Here is a 12,881-nt window from a genome sequence, read left to right as displayed (position 1 = left end):
CCATGCTTGACGATCAATCGTTCAGGTGCGAGCCCTTGGTCGATGACTCGGTGGCCCCTTGCCGTTGGTGCAAGCCTGATCCTGTCAGGCTGCATCACAGTGAAGGCCCCCGACAAGCCGATCGAGATCAACCTGAACATCAACGTGAAGCAGGAGGTCGTCGTCAGTCTGAAGCAGGACGCGAGCGACTTCATCGCCTCCAATCCGGAGCTGTTCCCGAAATGACCAAGTATCGCTTCTCCCTCATGGCCGCCCTGTCCGGCCTGTCCCTGCTCGCAGCCGCACCCGTGCTGGCGCAGAGCCCGGCGGTCGATGCAGCGCTCGCCTCGGGCGCGGTCGGCGAGCAGGCGGACGGCTATCTGGGCTTCGCTCGCCCGCCGTCGCCCGCGCTGAAGGCGGAGGTGGACGCGATCAACATCAAGCGGCGCCAGGGCTATACCCAGGTGGCGCAGGCCAAGAATGTGCCGATCGAGGCGTTCGCGGTGTCGGTCGGCTGCAACACGCTGGCGAAGCTGAGGCCGGGCCGCGCCTATAATGTCGGCGGGGCGTGGGCGGTGAAGGGCAGCGGCCCGATCACGCTGCCGAGCCAGTGCGGCGGGTGATCTGAAGCAAAGCGTTCGCGCTGGGCAAGGCGAAGCAACACGGGTGTGGAGCGCCCTTCGACTACGCTCAGGGCGAACGGGGTTCTCGGTTGGCGTCAACCCTGGCCGAAGCGCTTGCCCATGACGATGAGGTCGCTCTGCTCGTAGCCGAGGGCGCGGTAGAAGCCGGCGACGTGCGCGTTCTCGGCGCGGATCATCAGGCGGATCGTGCCTGCCCCTTGTGCAACCAGCCAGTCTTCGCCGGCGGCGACGATCGCGCGGCCGAGGCCGGTGCGGCGATGGCTGCGGGCGACCGCGAGATAGTAGAACCAGCCGCGGTGGCCGTCATAGCCGATCATGATGGTGGCGATGATGCGGCCGCCTTCGCGGGCGGCGAGGATGGTCGCGGTCGGGCAGGCAAGCGCGGCGGCAATGTCGGCGCGGGGGTCGTTCCAGGGCTGGAGGAGGTTCGCCTCGTCCCAGAGGTCGATCGCCTGCTCGGCCTCGTCAGGCGAGAGGGGCGCGATCGTCGCCCCGGCGGAGGCCGGGGCCGCTGGTGGCGTGGGCTGTCCTTCACTTCCTGCGGCCCCGGCCTCCGCCGGGGCGACGGGGGTGTGGCTCATCCCAGCCTTGCCAGTGCGGCGCGGAGGCGTTCGGCTTCGGCGGCCTTGGCGTCGTGATCTTCGCGGGCCTTGGCGACGGCCTCGGGCTTAGCTTTTTCGACGAAGGCCGGGTTCTTGAGGCGGCCGGCGAGGCTGTCGCGTTCCTTCTCGGCGGCTTCGGCACCCTTGGCGAGGCGGGCGCGTTCGGCGGCGAGATCGATCACGCCTTCCAGCGGCAGCGCATAGGTGGCCTCATCGACCACCACCTGCGCGGCGCCGGTGCCGGTGAAGGGCGCGCGCTGGATCGAGTCGAGCCGGGCGAGGCGCGAGAGGACGGCGTGCTGCCGGTCGAGGCGGGCGGCGGTCTGATCTGAGGCATCGGCCACGAACAGGGGCAGCCTGGCGCCGGGCGGCACGTTGAGTTCGCTGCGGGCGGTGCGGATCTCGCTGACCAGCTTGATCAGCCATTCGACTTCGGCCGAGGCTTCGGGGTCGATCGCGCGGGCGTCGGCCATCGGCCAGCGGGCGAGGATCAGATCGTTGGGGCGCGTGGCCAGCGCGTGCCAAAGTTCCTCGGTGAGGAAGGGCATGAAGGGGTGGAGCAGGACCAGGATCTGGTCGAGCACCCAGCCGGCGACGGCGCGGGTTTCGGCGGCGTCCCCGTTCGTGCTGAGCGAAGTCGAAGCATCCTCTCCGTCCGTAGAGCGCCCTTCGACTTCGCTCAGGGCGAGCGGAGGGGTGAGGTCTGCACCGAGGGTCGAGAAGGTTGATGCTTGGCTTTCGCCGACCTCCGGTTCGACAGGCTCAGCACGAACGGTGTTACCGATGACAGGCCCTTCGACCTTGCTCAGGACAGGCTTGATCAGTTCGAGGTACCAGTCGCAGAAGCTGGCCCAGGTGAAGTGGTAGATGGTGTTGGCGGCCTCGTCGAAGCGGAGGTCGGCGAGGGCGAAGTCGAGGGACTGGATGGTCTTGACGGTTTCGGCGAGGATCCAGCGGTTGACGGCGAGATCGGCCTTGGGCGGCTCCAGCGCGGTCGAGCCGCCGATGCCGTTGGACTGGGCGAAGCGGGCGGCGTTCCAGAGTTTGGTCGCGAAGTTGCGATAGCCTTCGACGCGCTTCTCATCGAGCTTGATGTCGCGGCCCTGGCTTTCCATCGCCGCCAGCGTGAAGCGCAGCGCGTCGGCGCCGTACTTGTCGATCAGGCCGAGCGGATCGACGGTGTTGCCCTTGGACTTGGACATCTTGGCGCCGTGGGCGTCGCGCACGAGGCCGTGGAGGTAGAGCGTCTTCCACGGCTTCTCGCCCATGAAGTGCAGGCCCTGCATCGCCATGCGCGCATCCCAGAAGAAGAGGATGTCGAAGCCGGAGATGAGGACGTCATTGGGGTAGTGGCGGGAGACCATTGAGGGTTTATGCCCAACACCGTTCGTGCTGAGCGTAGTCGAAGCATGTTCGGTGGTAGACCGCCCTTCGACTTCGCTCAGGGCGAACGGAGGTTGGTTGCGGTCGTCTTCCGGCCAGCCGAGGGTGGCGAAGGGCCACAGGGCTGAGGAGAACCAGGTGTCGAGGACGTCGGTGTCGCGGGTGAGGCGTTTGTTGCCGGCCTGGGTCTGTGCTTCGGCTTCGCTTTCGGCAACGTAGACTTGGCCGTCTTCATCATACCAGGCGGGGATCTGGTGGCCCCACCAGAGCTGGCGGCTGACGCACCAGGGCTGGATATTCTCGAGCCAATTGTACCAGGTCTTCTTCCAGGTTTCGGGCACGACGCGGATGTCGCCGGAGCGGACCGCGTCGAGCGCGGGGCCGGCCAGCGTCTTGGCGTCGACATACCATTGATCGGTCAGCCACGGCTCGATCACCGCGCCCGAGCGATCGCCATAGGGCGTCTGGATGACGCGGTCCTCGACCTTTTCCAGCGCGCCGGCCTCGTCGAGCAATTTGACGATGAGGTCGCGCGCCTCGAACCGATCGAGCCCGATCAGGTCGGCGGGGATGAGGCCGTCGGCGGTCTGCTGGATGCGGGCTTCGGCATCGAGCATGTTGAGCATCTCGGCCGCCTTGAAGCCGGCTCGCTTGCCGACCTCAAAATCGTTGAAGTCGTGGCCGGGGGTGATCTTGACCGCACCCGAACCGAGTTCCGGATCGGCATGCTCGTCGGCGACGATGGGGATAAGCCGGCCGGTGATCGGCAGCTTGATCTGCTGGCCGATGAGGGCGGTGTAGCGTTCGTCGGACGGGTTCACCGCGACCGCCATGTCGGCGAGCATGGTTTCCGGCCGCGTGGTCGCGACGGAGATGGTGCCGGACCCGTCGGCCAGCGGATAGGTGAGGTGCCAGAACTGGCCGTTGCGCTCCTTCGTCTCGACCTCGAGATCGGAGATGGCGGTGCGGAAGTGCGGATCCCAATTGACCAGGCGCTTGTCGCGATAGAGCAGGCCCTGATTGTAGAGCGCGACGAAGACGTGGAGCACGGCGCGGGAGAAGCCCGCGTCCATCGTGAAGCGCTCATTGGCCCAATCGCAGGACGCGCCGAGGCGGCGGAGCTGGCGGGTGATGGTGCCGCCGCTCTCCGCCTTCCATTCCCACACCTTGTCGATGAAGGCGTCGCGGCCGAGCGATGCGCGGGTGATCCCTTCCGCGCCCAGGTTGCGCTCCACCACCATCTGCGTGGCGATGCCGGCATGATCGGTGCCGACCACCCAGAGCGCGTCCTTGCCCTGCAGGCGGGCGTGGCGGACGAGGATGTCCTGCAGCGTCACGTCGAGCGCATGGCCGATGTGGAGCGAGCCGGTGACGTTGGGCGGCGGGATGACGATGGTGAAGGGCTGCGCGTCGTCACGGGACGGGCGGAACAGGCCGCCCTCCTCCCAATGGCTGTACCAGCGGGATTCGATGGCGGCGGGATCGAAGGTTTTGTCGATGGTCATAGCGGGAGGGCTTTAGAGGGCGTTTGCCGGTGATGCGAGAGGGCCGATCCACGAGGGGAAAAACAAAAAACACCAGAAACGAACTTGATGATCGCCGGCGCGTCGCTGTGCGGCCGAGGCCCGGCGGATTTGAAACTGACATGAGAAAGAGCGACGCCGTACGCTAATAGCGTAATTACTTGACTTTCAGCTGGCGATGTGTATGTTATATACGTATGTTGGTCAAGCCAGAAAGTGGGATAAGGTGGGGATGAGCGAGGATGCGGACGGTGCGCGGCGGCGCGAGACTGCGGCGCAGGCGGTGGACCCGTGCGTGACGAGTTCGATGGTGGTGGCGGCGTTCTGGGAAGAGGCGAGCGGCGCCGGGATCGACCCGCAGGCCGGCTATGAGGCGGTGCTGGATCAGGTGCAGGCGGTGCGCGAGGGCGCGCTGGCCGGCCCGGAGGCGATGCTGGCGGGACAGGCGATCGCGCTCAACGCCATCTTTGCCGAGATGGCGCGGCGCGGCCAGGCGGCTTTGGGCCGACCGGGCATCGCGGCCGAGCGTTATCTGCGACTGGCGATACGCGCGCAGGCGCAGTGCCGCGCGACGCTGCGCGCGCTGAGCGACATGGCGAACCGGCCGACGAAGGAGGTCGAGGCGCCACGGCCGATAACGCGCATCGAGCGTATCATCGTCCAGCCGCGTGGCCACGACGGGCCAAGCGGCATGCGCACGGGCGAAGCCGGGCCTGCGGACGATTGGGCGGCACGCAATGCGGAACGGGAGGATTATGGCGAAGGGTTGGACGGGGGAGCGGCGCGCGGCCTATGCGCGGATGATGCAGGCGCGCCAGGCGTGGGCGCATTCGACCGGACCCCGTACGGATAAGGGGAAGAAACGGTCGAGCGGGAATGCGGCGGGGAACGGGTGCCGGCAGAAGTTGGATGCGGAGCTGGCGGGGGTGGAGGCGGCGATGCGGGCGTGGGAGGAGATGCGCGTGTCGCAGTTCGGCCCAGCGCGGCGCGACGGGACGCCTAGACCCCGGTAATGAGCAGATCGAGCGCGGCGGTGACGATCTCATGCGCATCCGACAGGACGGCAACGCGCTCGCCCAGCTCACGGATGTGCACCGCCGCGGCGAACTGCGTCACCATGACGTGCGGCCGACCGGCAATATCGAACACCGGATTGAGCCGCGCGGCCGGCGCCGGGGCCTGATCGAGCGGGAGCAATGGGACCACCAAGCGCGTGTTCAGACCCGAAAGAAGATCGGCCTGAACGTCCAGTAGATACCCCGCCCCGCCATCAAGCCGGGCATGCACATCGAGCCGCGCCATCAGAAGAGGCGGGAGGCGGCCAGCGGAAGGCCATGCCGTTCGGCATAAGCGTTGGACGATTCGACCGCCGCACCATTTTCCGCCAGCCATTGCGCGGCGCGCGCCTCGCCAATCTGTTCGGCCAAACCGCGTTCGCATGCCCGTGAGATGTTGACGCCAAGCGCACGCGCCTCCGCGACCAGCGCGGGATTCAGCGAGACGTTGGTTGGGCGGCGGGGCGCAGCATTGGGCAAAAAAGCGATCATCATATGCATTGATTATGCGCATGAGCTGTGCGGCGCAATATATAGGCGCTCTGTAGCGGCGAACATTGCGGCTGAGCTCTATCTGCGACTGGCGGTGCGGGCGCAGGCACAGTGCCGCGCGACGCCACGCGCGCTGAGCGACATGGCGAACCGGCCGACGAAGGAGATGGAGGCGTCGCGGCAGATCACGTGCATCAAGCGTCTCATCGTGTGCCCACGCGACCGCGGTGTGGGTATAGGATGGCCGCGGGCGAGGCCGAGCGGGCAGACGATTGGGCGGCACGCAATGCGGAACGGGAGGCCTATGGCGAAGGGTTGGACGCCTGAACGGCGCGCGGCCTATGCGCGGATGATGACAGCGCGCAAGGCGTGGGCGCATTCGACGGGCCCCCGTACGGATGACGACAAGGCGCGGTCGCGTGGGAATGCGCCGGGGCGTGGGTGTCAGCAGAGGTTGGATGCGGAGGTGGAGGCGTTGATGCGGGCGTGGGAGGTGGAGAGGCGGGAGATTTGAGGGGAATGGTGACACAGGTCGTAGATTAGCGCGCTCGGCTAACTGTGCTCAGAATCAGGACCAATTAGTAACGCGTGACCGCAGTGCGCGCTAATGTCGGGCTCTAGCGCTTCCCTCATATTATCGAAAGCTACCGTTAGCTTTTCAGACGAATGCAGTAACTCATGCCACCGCCTCTTCGCAGTTCGCGTCGTAGCGTGTCGCTCACACCTGCGGCGCCTTCGCCTTCGACGCCTGGTCAGGTGCAAAGAAGGTCTTAAAGAGCGCGCTGGACATCACTGTGTATTGGCTCGAGCGATACTTCTCGAACGCAAAGGTATCCAGACCCGTAAGCCGATTACGTAGATGCTCGAATGTTACCTCCACTCCGGCGTCCAGCGCCTGCCGCATAGCGCCAATCAGCCCGTTGATAACGGTCGGGGTCAGCAGGCGGTTTTGGACCGCCCGGGAGGTCGTCCATCGATCAGCGGGTAGGCGCGATTTCGCCGCGGCGAAGAACAACCCGATCTGGCTCGCGCAATAGTCGATGTAACGCTTGCGGGCGGCGTCGTCCTCCGAACCGACAAAGTTATCCTTTTCAGCATCCATCCATCGCGCAAAGAGCGGACCAGGAGCGCTAGGCCTGACAAGTGGGCGAAGCCCGTAGCTAACCACAGAGGTAGTGCGCAAACCGCTAGCGTCGAAGAAACTCTGCGAGAATTTGCCGGAAAGAGCTCCTTGGCCTTCGTTTAGCTTGTCTAGAACATCTCGAGCGATAGAGTCCGCGAGGAAAGGGCGGATGAGCTGATTGATCGCCTGCTTGAGCTCGGACTTAGCGTTTGACTGAGTAGAGTTGATTTCTAAGAAAAGCCCGGCCTCGAAGCGGGTCTTCTCTGGATCGCTTACCTTGTCTGGATAAATGATACCGGTGACTAAGAGATTTTGTTGCGTCCGCAGTGAGCCGATGACGTTCTCGTTGGCCCCTCCTTCGTAGTAAGAAAAAACACGATGTTGGCCATCAATAATCCCGACTGAGTTGAATTCGCTAGGGATTGAAATGACGGCTGGTTGTGTTGTGTGAATGGTCGCAGTGTTGATCGTGTTATCGTTTGCATCAAGAATTTTGGTGCCAGATGGCAGGGTGACGATGATGTTATTAACAAATACCCGTTTCTGATCGACAAGATACTTCCGAATGGAGTCTAGCTTGGCTCGCAGGATCATTCGCTGATACAGACCGCCCCGATCCCTCCATCCGTCCCGACGAAGGACATAAGCTCGCGACAATAGCGCCGACGGCTGGATGTAGAAGGAAACTACCTTGTAGCCCGTTGGAAACTTGGAATGATGCTCAGGTAAGACCGAGCCGTTAAAAGGGTCACGCGCTGAGGCGTTAGCATTAAGTGCCTTGTCAGAAAAATCCCTGCACTCCACACCCAGAAAAGCCAGAAGCTCGTGTTGAGCAGACTTACGCACCGTCTTGGTCAAGAGCTTAAAGTACCTAACAACGCTGTAATCCATGAATAAAGCATGGTCTATCTGGGCCTTTAGCTCCGCCTGAACTGTATTCAGAGAACAGTATAGCAGAACCACCCGTATTTGGTTGTCACTATACTTTGATCCCAAGGTGGTGGAGATACCGAGCGGCGCGCCCCGTGCGAAGCCGATAAATTTTGCATCGTCGCTCCGGATGCGGTCATACATCAGGTACTTTTTCTTGGCGTGCTCGGAGATGTCATTAGACGTCGTGTACTCGGCGAAGACAACAACGTTCTCTAGGATGAAGACGTCGTCGAAATCAGAAGTTACTCCACTATAGGTAAACTCCTTATCAGACGCGCCCTCGGCACGCTGGAAGCCCACCGCGGAGAAGACCTCTCGAATCTCGCGACGGTGCCGCCGCTGCAGGTTGCGCCTGGCTATCTCCTCAGAGCTTAGCACCTTCTTAGGTTTCGCAACCTTAGCTTTCGCCATCTTTGCCTCCAGCTGAAGAAGGTTCGGATTCGGTCTCGTCTTGCCGCCATTCGAAGGGAACCTGAGCGACCCTCTCCGTGGATCGCGGGCGGCGGACGGGTTTGCCCAAAGGTCTGAGCGGCAGCTGGCCCTTGGCATATTGGGCGATGCGTTCTGCCGCGATCGCAAGATAGGGTGGATGTCGGTCGATGCCGACGGCATGCCGGCCGTGCTTCACCGCGGCGATTGCGGTGGCGCCAGTGCCCATGAAAGGATCAAGCACCGTCTCTCCCATCTTGCTGAGCGCGAGCACGCAGCGTTCGGCGAGTTCCACGGGGAACTGGCAGGGATGTTCCGTGTGCTCAGGGTGGTTCGCCTTGACGTTAGGAACATCCCAGACTGGATTATTTTGAAAGTCCTCTACGGCCGAGAATTCCCAGTAGTCCGACGGGTTTTTGCCCAAGGGATTACCGCTCGGCTTTCCACTCTTCTCCCCCTTCGACGCGCTGTGGCGCTTTCCGGGGTAAAGCTGAGGGATGCGAACGGGGTCGAGGTTAAACGTATAGGTGTTGGTCCTACTGAACCACAGCACCGTCTCGTAGCGGCCCGAGAAACGTTTGTCAGCGTTGTATCCGAAGTTGTAGCGCCAGATGATGCGATTGCGGAGACGAAATCCCAAGCTACGGAAAATACCGATGAACGGAACGTCGAGGGGAAATAGCTCTCCATCGGCAATGTAAGTGCCAACCTGCCAACATACAGAAGCGTTCTCAGTAAGGGCGGGCAGCATGGCTTCGATGATCTGCCGCTGCCACGCCAAATATTCCTCGTAAGTTCTTTCATCCGTTCGTTCGTAGGGTTTTCCTATGTTATATGGAGGTGACGATATGACTAAAGCGCAGCTCGCAGGTTCAATGTCACGGAGTCGCTCCAGGACATCTCCAATGAGCAATCGAGGCTCACTGATCTTTTGATCGGAACTGCCCAATTCTTCGTATAAAAGGTTCATTTCCGCCGGAGCTGGAATTTGATCGACTTTATAGAACATTCACAAGCCCGGAGCGATGGAAAGCAGCTCAGTCCATTGAAACTCAACGGTAAGCACATCGTTCAGGCGCTTGCGCTGCGCAGACTGGCTGATGGTTATTGCGCTCATTATATCCCCACTAGGGGCCGTAGATCATACCAATCGATTGTTGGCAATCGGCAGCTCGCTAGCGAGATAGGCTCAGGCAGGATACTTAAGTGGTCAGCCGGCTCCCAACCCGAAAAATCCGCCATCAATGCTTGAAGCAGTTTTCGCGATGCCACGCCAAATAGGTCGGATGCGGTCGGTGCGCGGGGTTGGAGGGCGCGTCCGCCGTTCTCGACACGTTCAATAGCTTCCACACGCTATCGGCGTCGTTCACTTGCCGCGAGACGAGCAGTCGCAGATCGTCCGCAAGGCTGATGAGGCCGCGATCGAACATCCAATGCGCCGTTCCCGATAGCGCGATGCCGTTGCGGATATCGTCGGGTCCGTCCTGTTCGACGGGTTTGATATGCGCCGCCTCCACTTCGGCACGGCCGCCGCCGTTGATGAATTTGAGGCCGGTGACGGCGCAGCGGCAATCGTAGGCTTCGAGCACGACGCGACGAAAGACGCGATCGCGGACCAAGCGGGAGCTGTAATAGCTCACGCGATCGCGGGCGGCGTCGAGGAACGGCGCCGGTTCCTCACGCAGCAGACCAGGTAACGGCTCGATCGGTGCGCCTTCGCGCGGGAGAAGTGGCGCCTCGTCGGGAATGCCGAGATCGAGTATGCGGTTGAAGTCTTCTATCGAAATGGGGCGGACGGCGGCTTGGGCTCGGCCGGAGATGCGGCCGGCTTCGTTGAGGATTCCGCGTTCGACCGGGCCATCCGCATCGCGAAAGGGCACGGGTCGTTCGAATGGCAGATAGGAGCCCGGTTCGATCAGGGCGATGAACATGTCGCTCGTCGTCGGATCCGGGATGATGCGTTCGACCCGGGCGATGGCATAATAGCCTTTGCCGGTGGGGCCGCGACGCGGCTCGTAATAGACGATCCAGTCGCCAACGAATTGCGAGGCGCGGCTGAGATATTGGCGTGGGAATTGGTATCGTTCGGCGGGGCGATCGTCGTAGCGGGAATCTTCCCGGTGCAGGAACACGCCTCTCGTCATTGCGGCCCCCTCCCCGTTTCGCCATGCCGGCTATACGCGTTAGCTTGGCCTTATTGCACGTGGAGTGTTTGCCTCAACACATGCCCGGGCCGCCATTCTCCTGCATCGCCACTTTGTTGCGAATGATGAAGCGGCGCCATGCGTTGAAACCGGGCCCACTCACTTGCGCGCAGTAGGCGCCGTCAGGAAGAGAAGGTGGGTTCGGGCTCTGTACGAAGCCGCGTTCGGGCGATCCGACGGTGATCCCCTGGATGCAGCGCTCTTGATCGGACCTGCCCGCTTGCCAGGTTAAATCTTGGGCTCGTCCCACGGGATAAATACTCGCAACGTCGATGCAGCCCGTAAAGTTGATAGACTGCGATGTGATGCTGAGGCTGATCGGCGCGCCCGGCGATTTCTGCGAAACGGTGAGCTCCACGCCCTGCTGGCAGGACGATAGCGCCAGGAGCAACGGCAGAATTAAGAGCTTTCCTCTGCCCGTCATAGGGCCGGTTCTTCCCGAAGCTTGCCCAACTTGAACGCCCGGTTCGAACGTTGGTGCCTTAGCCGTGCCGCGTGGCGATGAAAGGTGCGCAACGGCGCCGGTGGGTAATCGCGCTCCATAGTCGCGTTCACGGTCGATGGCAGCAGCAATAGGGCTTAGTCCGCGCCCTCACGCCAACTGGGATCGCGCAGGGTACGCAGGAGCCACCCGAAGGGCAGCGCCAAAACGCTGAGGAAGACAACGCCGGTCCAGCCGACCGAGGCCAGGCTGCCGAGCGGGCCGATGCGGAGCTTTACCAGGCCGAGCGGGTAAAGGAGAGCGACGGCAAAGGTGACGACCCAGCCGGCGGCCAGCGCGCTGAAGCTGCATAACACCCAGCGCCGCCACCAAAGTGGCCGCCGACGGAGGCCGAGCGCGATCGGCACCGTCGAGAATGCTCCCACGATCAGCCCCACCCAGATGCCCGTGACGAAGGCGTCCATTCCCCACCGCGACCATGGCGTGATGGCCATGCCAAAGCCCGCAGGAATACCGGCGGAAAGCATAGCGGAACAGCCAATGGCAAGCCGGAACGGCGGCCGATCGACAACGGATGCCCTCACCGGTGGCTCGGCCGAGAGATGTTGGATACGCGCATGTCGAGCCGCGCATCATGGGGCATGCCGCCCTCTGGAGTCACCATGGCGGCCAGCGTCGCTTGATCCCTACGCTTCTGCGCCTCCGTCAGCAGCACGTCGGGCGGCATGGCCGCCATCAATGACGCGCCGACCGGAGTCGCGCCAAACGATCCTACGATGCCCAGCCTGGCGGCGAACAGCTGCCGGGACGCTCCGTGCGCCAGCTTGGCTTGCGCCTGTGCCTGCGTCGCGAGCCGATTGGCCCGGTGCAGATGCTTCTGGACGGCGGCAGGATGCTTGGCGGGATTGGAAATCTTCTCCGCGCGAAGGCGCTGCGCTTCCGCTGCCTCAGTAGCGGCGTGCGACAGGGTGGTCGCCTCGTGGATTTCGCCCGGCAGTTTGCCAACATCCCTGAGCGCCTGCACGCCACCCACCGCGACATCCGGAAGCGTCATAATTGTGCCGGCGAAGCGCGCCCATTGCAACGCATCGTTTTCGTCGATGTATTTGACTAGATCGTCGTTGCCCGCCAGTTCGGCGCCCAAAACCGTACCGTCGATCGCGGCAAGCAGGAGCGACCCGCCGGTTGCCGCGCCCGCCACGATCGCGGCGCCCAGAGCGAGTTCCGGACCAGCCACGATAAGAACCGTAAGACCCGCCACCACCCCGACCACATCGGCGGCGACGCCGATTGCGTCCGCCCACAATCGGTGCCTGAGTAGGAAGGCATGGGTGGGCTGCCACATGTTGCGATCAACAAAGCCGCTGACTGCATGGGCCATCGCCAAGTTCGCCTGCGCTTCCTGCAGTTTGGACTGCCCGTACAGCTCCATCGCATGTTCAAAAAAATGCTCGATCCGCTGCAGCTTCGATGGGTCCTGGCGCCGGGAGGGTAGTGCCCGCGGAGCCGCGACGTGGCGGCGCCAGACGGTGAGCCAAAGATGCGATCCGAAGGGGCGCCGCAACACGCTAATATGCGCGCCATCGGTGAAGCTGATGCCACACCCGCGACCGACGGTGCCGTCAGCATAAGGGGCGAGATGCGCCAGCGCATCCTGTGCGTCTTTGTATGGGTAGAACAAGCCTGACATCGATCCCCCCCGTTCTCAGCCACGCATCAGCAGGAACAAGAGCACGCGCAGCAGCACAGCACCGGCCAACACATAAAGGGCGATCCGCCCCACTTTGTTACCAGGGGAATTCTCCAAGACGTGCTCCTCTGGCGCGATCGTTACTGTTCACGACACACGGCGATGGTTTTCAGCGCAGCAACAGTTCCTTACGGTCTAGCAATAGGACAGCAATATATGGTCTGCGACGCTCATAGCTATCGGGCGCGCAGGAGGTTCCATCGCTTGCCTGAATTTTTCGCCATTTCGCGCCATTCGATCGAGACCGATCATCCCTCCGCGCAAAATGGAAATCGCGCGGCGGAGACAGGGGTCGTGGGATTGTTAGTGCGGGAAGAGATAG

The 12,881-nt window shown here is 62.8% G+C and carries 12 protein-coding genes and 2 pseudogenes; 3 read left to right on the top strand and 11 right to left on the bottom strand.

From position 1 onward, the window contains the following. Positions 1-42 precede the first annotated feature (42 nt). Together ACSBM8_RS02970 and ACSBM8_RS02965 are read left to right on the top strand one after the other, a co-directional pair. Positions 43-225: a YnbE family lipoprotein gene (locus ACSBM8_RS02970; protein ID WP_442680185.1), complete on the top strand. Its 183-nt coding sequence runs from the start codon at positions 43-45 to the stop codon at positions 223-225. Continuing rightward, complete coding sequence (locus tag ACSBM8_RS02965; RefSeq protein WP_442680184.1) at positions 222-602, top strand: YdbL family protein; 381 nt, start codon at positions 222-224, stop codon at positions 600-602. The genes ACSBM8_RS02970 and ACSBM8_RS02965 overlap by 4 nt, the downstream gene beginning before the upstream one ends. A 95-nt stretch (positions 603-697) precedes the next feature. On the opposite strand, the gene ACSBM8_RS02960 is transcribed toward ACSBM8_RS02965, so the two are convergent. From ACSBM8_RS02960 to ACSBM8_RS02950, 3 genes and pseudogenes are all read right to left on the bottom strand, one after another. Beyond that, complete coding sequence (locus ACSBM8_RS02960) at positions 698-1,204, bottom strand: GNAT family acetyltransferase (protein WP_442680183.1); 507 nt, start codon at positions 1,202-1,204, stop codon at positions 698-700. After that, positions 1,201-1,782: pseudogene (locus tag ACSBM8_RS02955) on the bottom strand (class I tRNA ligase family protein); the annotation flags it as partial. The pseudogene ACSBM8_RS02955 and the gene ACSBM8_RS02960, both read right to left, overlap by 4 nt. Before the next feature lie 246 nt (positions 1,783-2,028). Then, positions 2,029-4,113, bottom strand: a pseudogene (locus ACSBM8_RS02950) (valine--tRNA ligase); the annotation flags it as partial. 250 nt (positions 4,114-4,363) lie between these two features. On the opposite strand from ACSBM8_RS02950, the gene ACSBM8_RS02945 reads away from it, so the two are divergent. Continuing rightward, a complete protein-coding gene (locus ACSBM8_RS02945) occupies positions 4,364-4,984 on the top strand; it encodes a hypothetical protein (protein ID WP_442680182.1) in 621 nt (206 codons plus the stop codon). A gap of 146 nt (positions 4,985-5,130) precedes the next feature. Here ACSBM8_RS02945 and ACSBM8_RS02940 read toward each other — a convergent pair whose 3' ends face one another. The 8 genes from ACSBM8_RS02940 to ACSBM8_RS02905 all read right to left on the bottom strand — a co-directional run bounded on the left by ACSBM8_RS02940 (position 5,131) and on the right by ACSBM8_RS02905 (position 12,499). Next, positions 5,131-5,433 (bottom strand): CcdB family protein, encoded by a 303-nt coding sequence (locus tag ACSBM8_RS02940; RefSeq protein ID WP_442680181.1) that lies wholly within the window; start codon positions 5,431-5,433, stop codon positions 5,131-5,133. Beyond that, on the bottom strand, positions 5,433-5,681 hold the full coding sequence (locus ACSBM8_RS02935) for a type II toxin-antitoxin system CcdA family antitoxin (RefSeq protein ID WP_442680180.1): 249 nt from the start codon (positions 5,679-5,681) through the stop codon (positions 5,433-5,435). Before ACSBM8_RS02935 ends, ACSBM8_RS02940 begins: the two co-directional genes overlap by 1 nt. A 715-nt stretch (positions 5,682-6,396) precedes the next feature. Further along, complete coding sequence (locus tag ACSBM8_RS02930; RefSeq protein ID WP_442680179.1) at positions 6,397-8,145, bottom strand: hypothetical protein; 1,749 nt, start codon at positions 8,143-8,145, stop codon at positions 6,397-6,399. Further along, positions 8,132-9,172 carry a DNA-methyltransferase gene (locus ACSBM8_RS02925; RefSeq protein ID WP_442680178.1) on the bottom strand — a complete coding sequence of 347 codons (1,041 nt, stop codon included), beginning with the start codon at positions 9,170-9,172 and terminating at the stop codon, positions 8,132-8,134. Before ACSBM8_RS02925 ends, ACSBM8_RS02930 begins: the two co-directional genes overlap by 14 nt. Before the next feature lie 232 nt (positions 9,173-9,404). Next, positions 9,405-10,307 (bottom strand): HNH endonuclease, encoded by a 903-nt coding sequence (locus tag ACSBM8_RS02920; RefSeq protein ID WP_442680177.1) that lies wholly within the window; start codon positions 10,305-10,307, stop codon positions 9,405-9,407. Positions 10,308-10,380: 73 nt separating this feature from the next. Further along, entirely contained in the window at positions 10,381-10,725 is a 345-nt protein-coding gene (locus tag ACSBM8_RS02915) for a hypothetical protein (protein ID WP_442680176.1), read from the bottom strand. Positions 10,726-10,946: 221 nt separating this feature from the next. After that, positions 10,947-11,393, bottom strand: a complete 447-nt coding sequence (locus tag ACSBM8_RS02910) for a hypothetical protein (protein ID WP_442680175.1) — start codon at positions 11,391-11,393, stop codon at positions 10,947-10,949. Further along, positions 11,390-12,499: a hypothetical protein gene (locus ACSBM8_RS02905; RefSeq protein ID WP_442680174.1), complete on the bottom strand. Its 1,110-nt coding sequence runs from the start codon at positions 12,497-12,499 to the stop codon at positions 11,390-11,392. Before ACSBM8_RS02905 ends, ACSBM8_RS02910 begins: the two co-directional genes overlap by 4 nt. Positions 12,500-12,881 lie beyond the last annotated feature (382 nt).

Source organism: Sphingomonas sp. ASY06-1R, from assembly GCF_052180265.1.
In the GTDB taxonomy this organism is placed as follows: Bacteria; Pseudomonadota; Alphaproteobacteria; order Sphingomonadales; family Sphingomonadaceae; genus Sphingomonas_I.
This window is presented reverse-complemented; position numbering and strand designations above follow the sequence as displayed.

Excerpts from the sequence above, each read along its gene's own strand:
- ACSBM8_RS02970 (WP_442680185.1), top strand. The coding sequence starts at position 43 with ATGACTCGGTGGCCCCTTGCCGTTGGTGCAAGCCTGATCCTGTCAGGC.
- ACSBM8_RS02965 (WP_442680184.1), top strand. The coding sequence starts at position 222 with ATGACCAAGTATCGCTTCTCCCTCATGGCCGCCCTGTCCGGCCTGTCC.
- ACSBM8_RS02960 (WP_442680183.1), bottom strand. The coding sequence starts at position 1,204 with ATGAGCCACACCCCCGTCGCCCCGGCGGAGGCCGGGGCCGCAGGAAGT.
- ACSBM8_RS02945 (WP_442680182.1), top strand. The coding sequence starts at position 4,364 with ATGAGCGAGGATGCGGACGGTGCGCGGCGGCGCGAGACTGCGGCGCAG.
- ACSBM8_RS02940 (WP_442680181.1), bottom strand. The coding sequence starts at position 5,433 with ATGGCGCGGCTCGATGTGCATGCCCGGCTTGATGGCGGGGCGGGGTAT.
- ACSBM8_RS02935 (WP_442680180.1), bottom strand. The coding sequence starts at position 5,681 with ATGATGATCGCTTTTTTGCCCAATGCTGCGCCCCGCCGCCCAACCAAC.
- ACSBM8_RS02930 (WP_442680179.1), bottom strand. The coding sequence starts at position 8,145 with ATGGCGAAAGCTAAGGTTGCGAAACCTAAGAAGGTGCTAAGCTCTGAG.
- ACSBM8_RS02925 (WP_442680178.1), bottom strand. The coding sequence starts at position 9,172 with ATGTTCTATAAAGTCGATCAAATTCCAGCTCCGGCGGAAATGAACCTT.
- ACSBM8_RS02920 (WP_442680177.1), bottom strand. The coding sequence starts at position 10,307 with ATGACGAGAGGCGTGTTCCTGCACCGGGAAGATTCCCGCTACGACGAT.
- ACSBM8_RS02905 (WP_442680174.1), bottom strand. The coding sequence starts at position 12,499 with ATGTCAGGCTTGTTCTACCCATACAAAGACGCACAGGATGCGCTGGCG.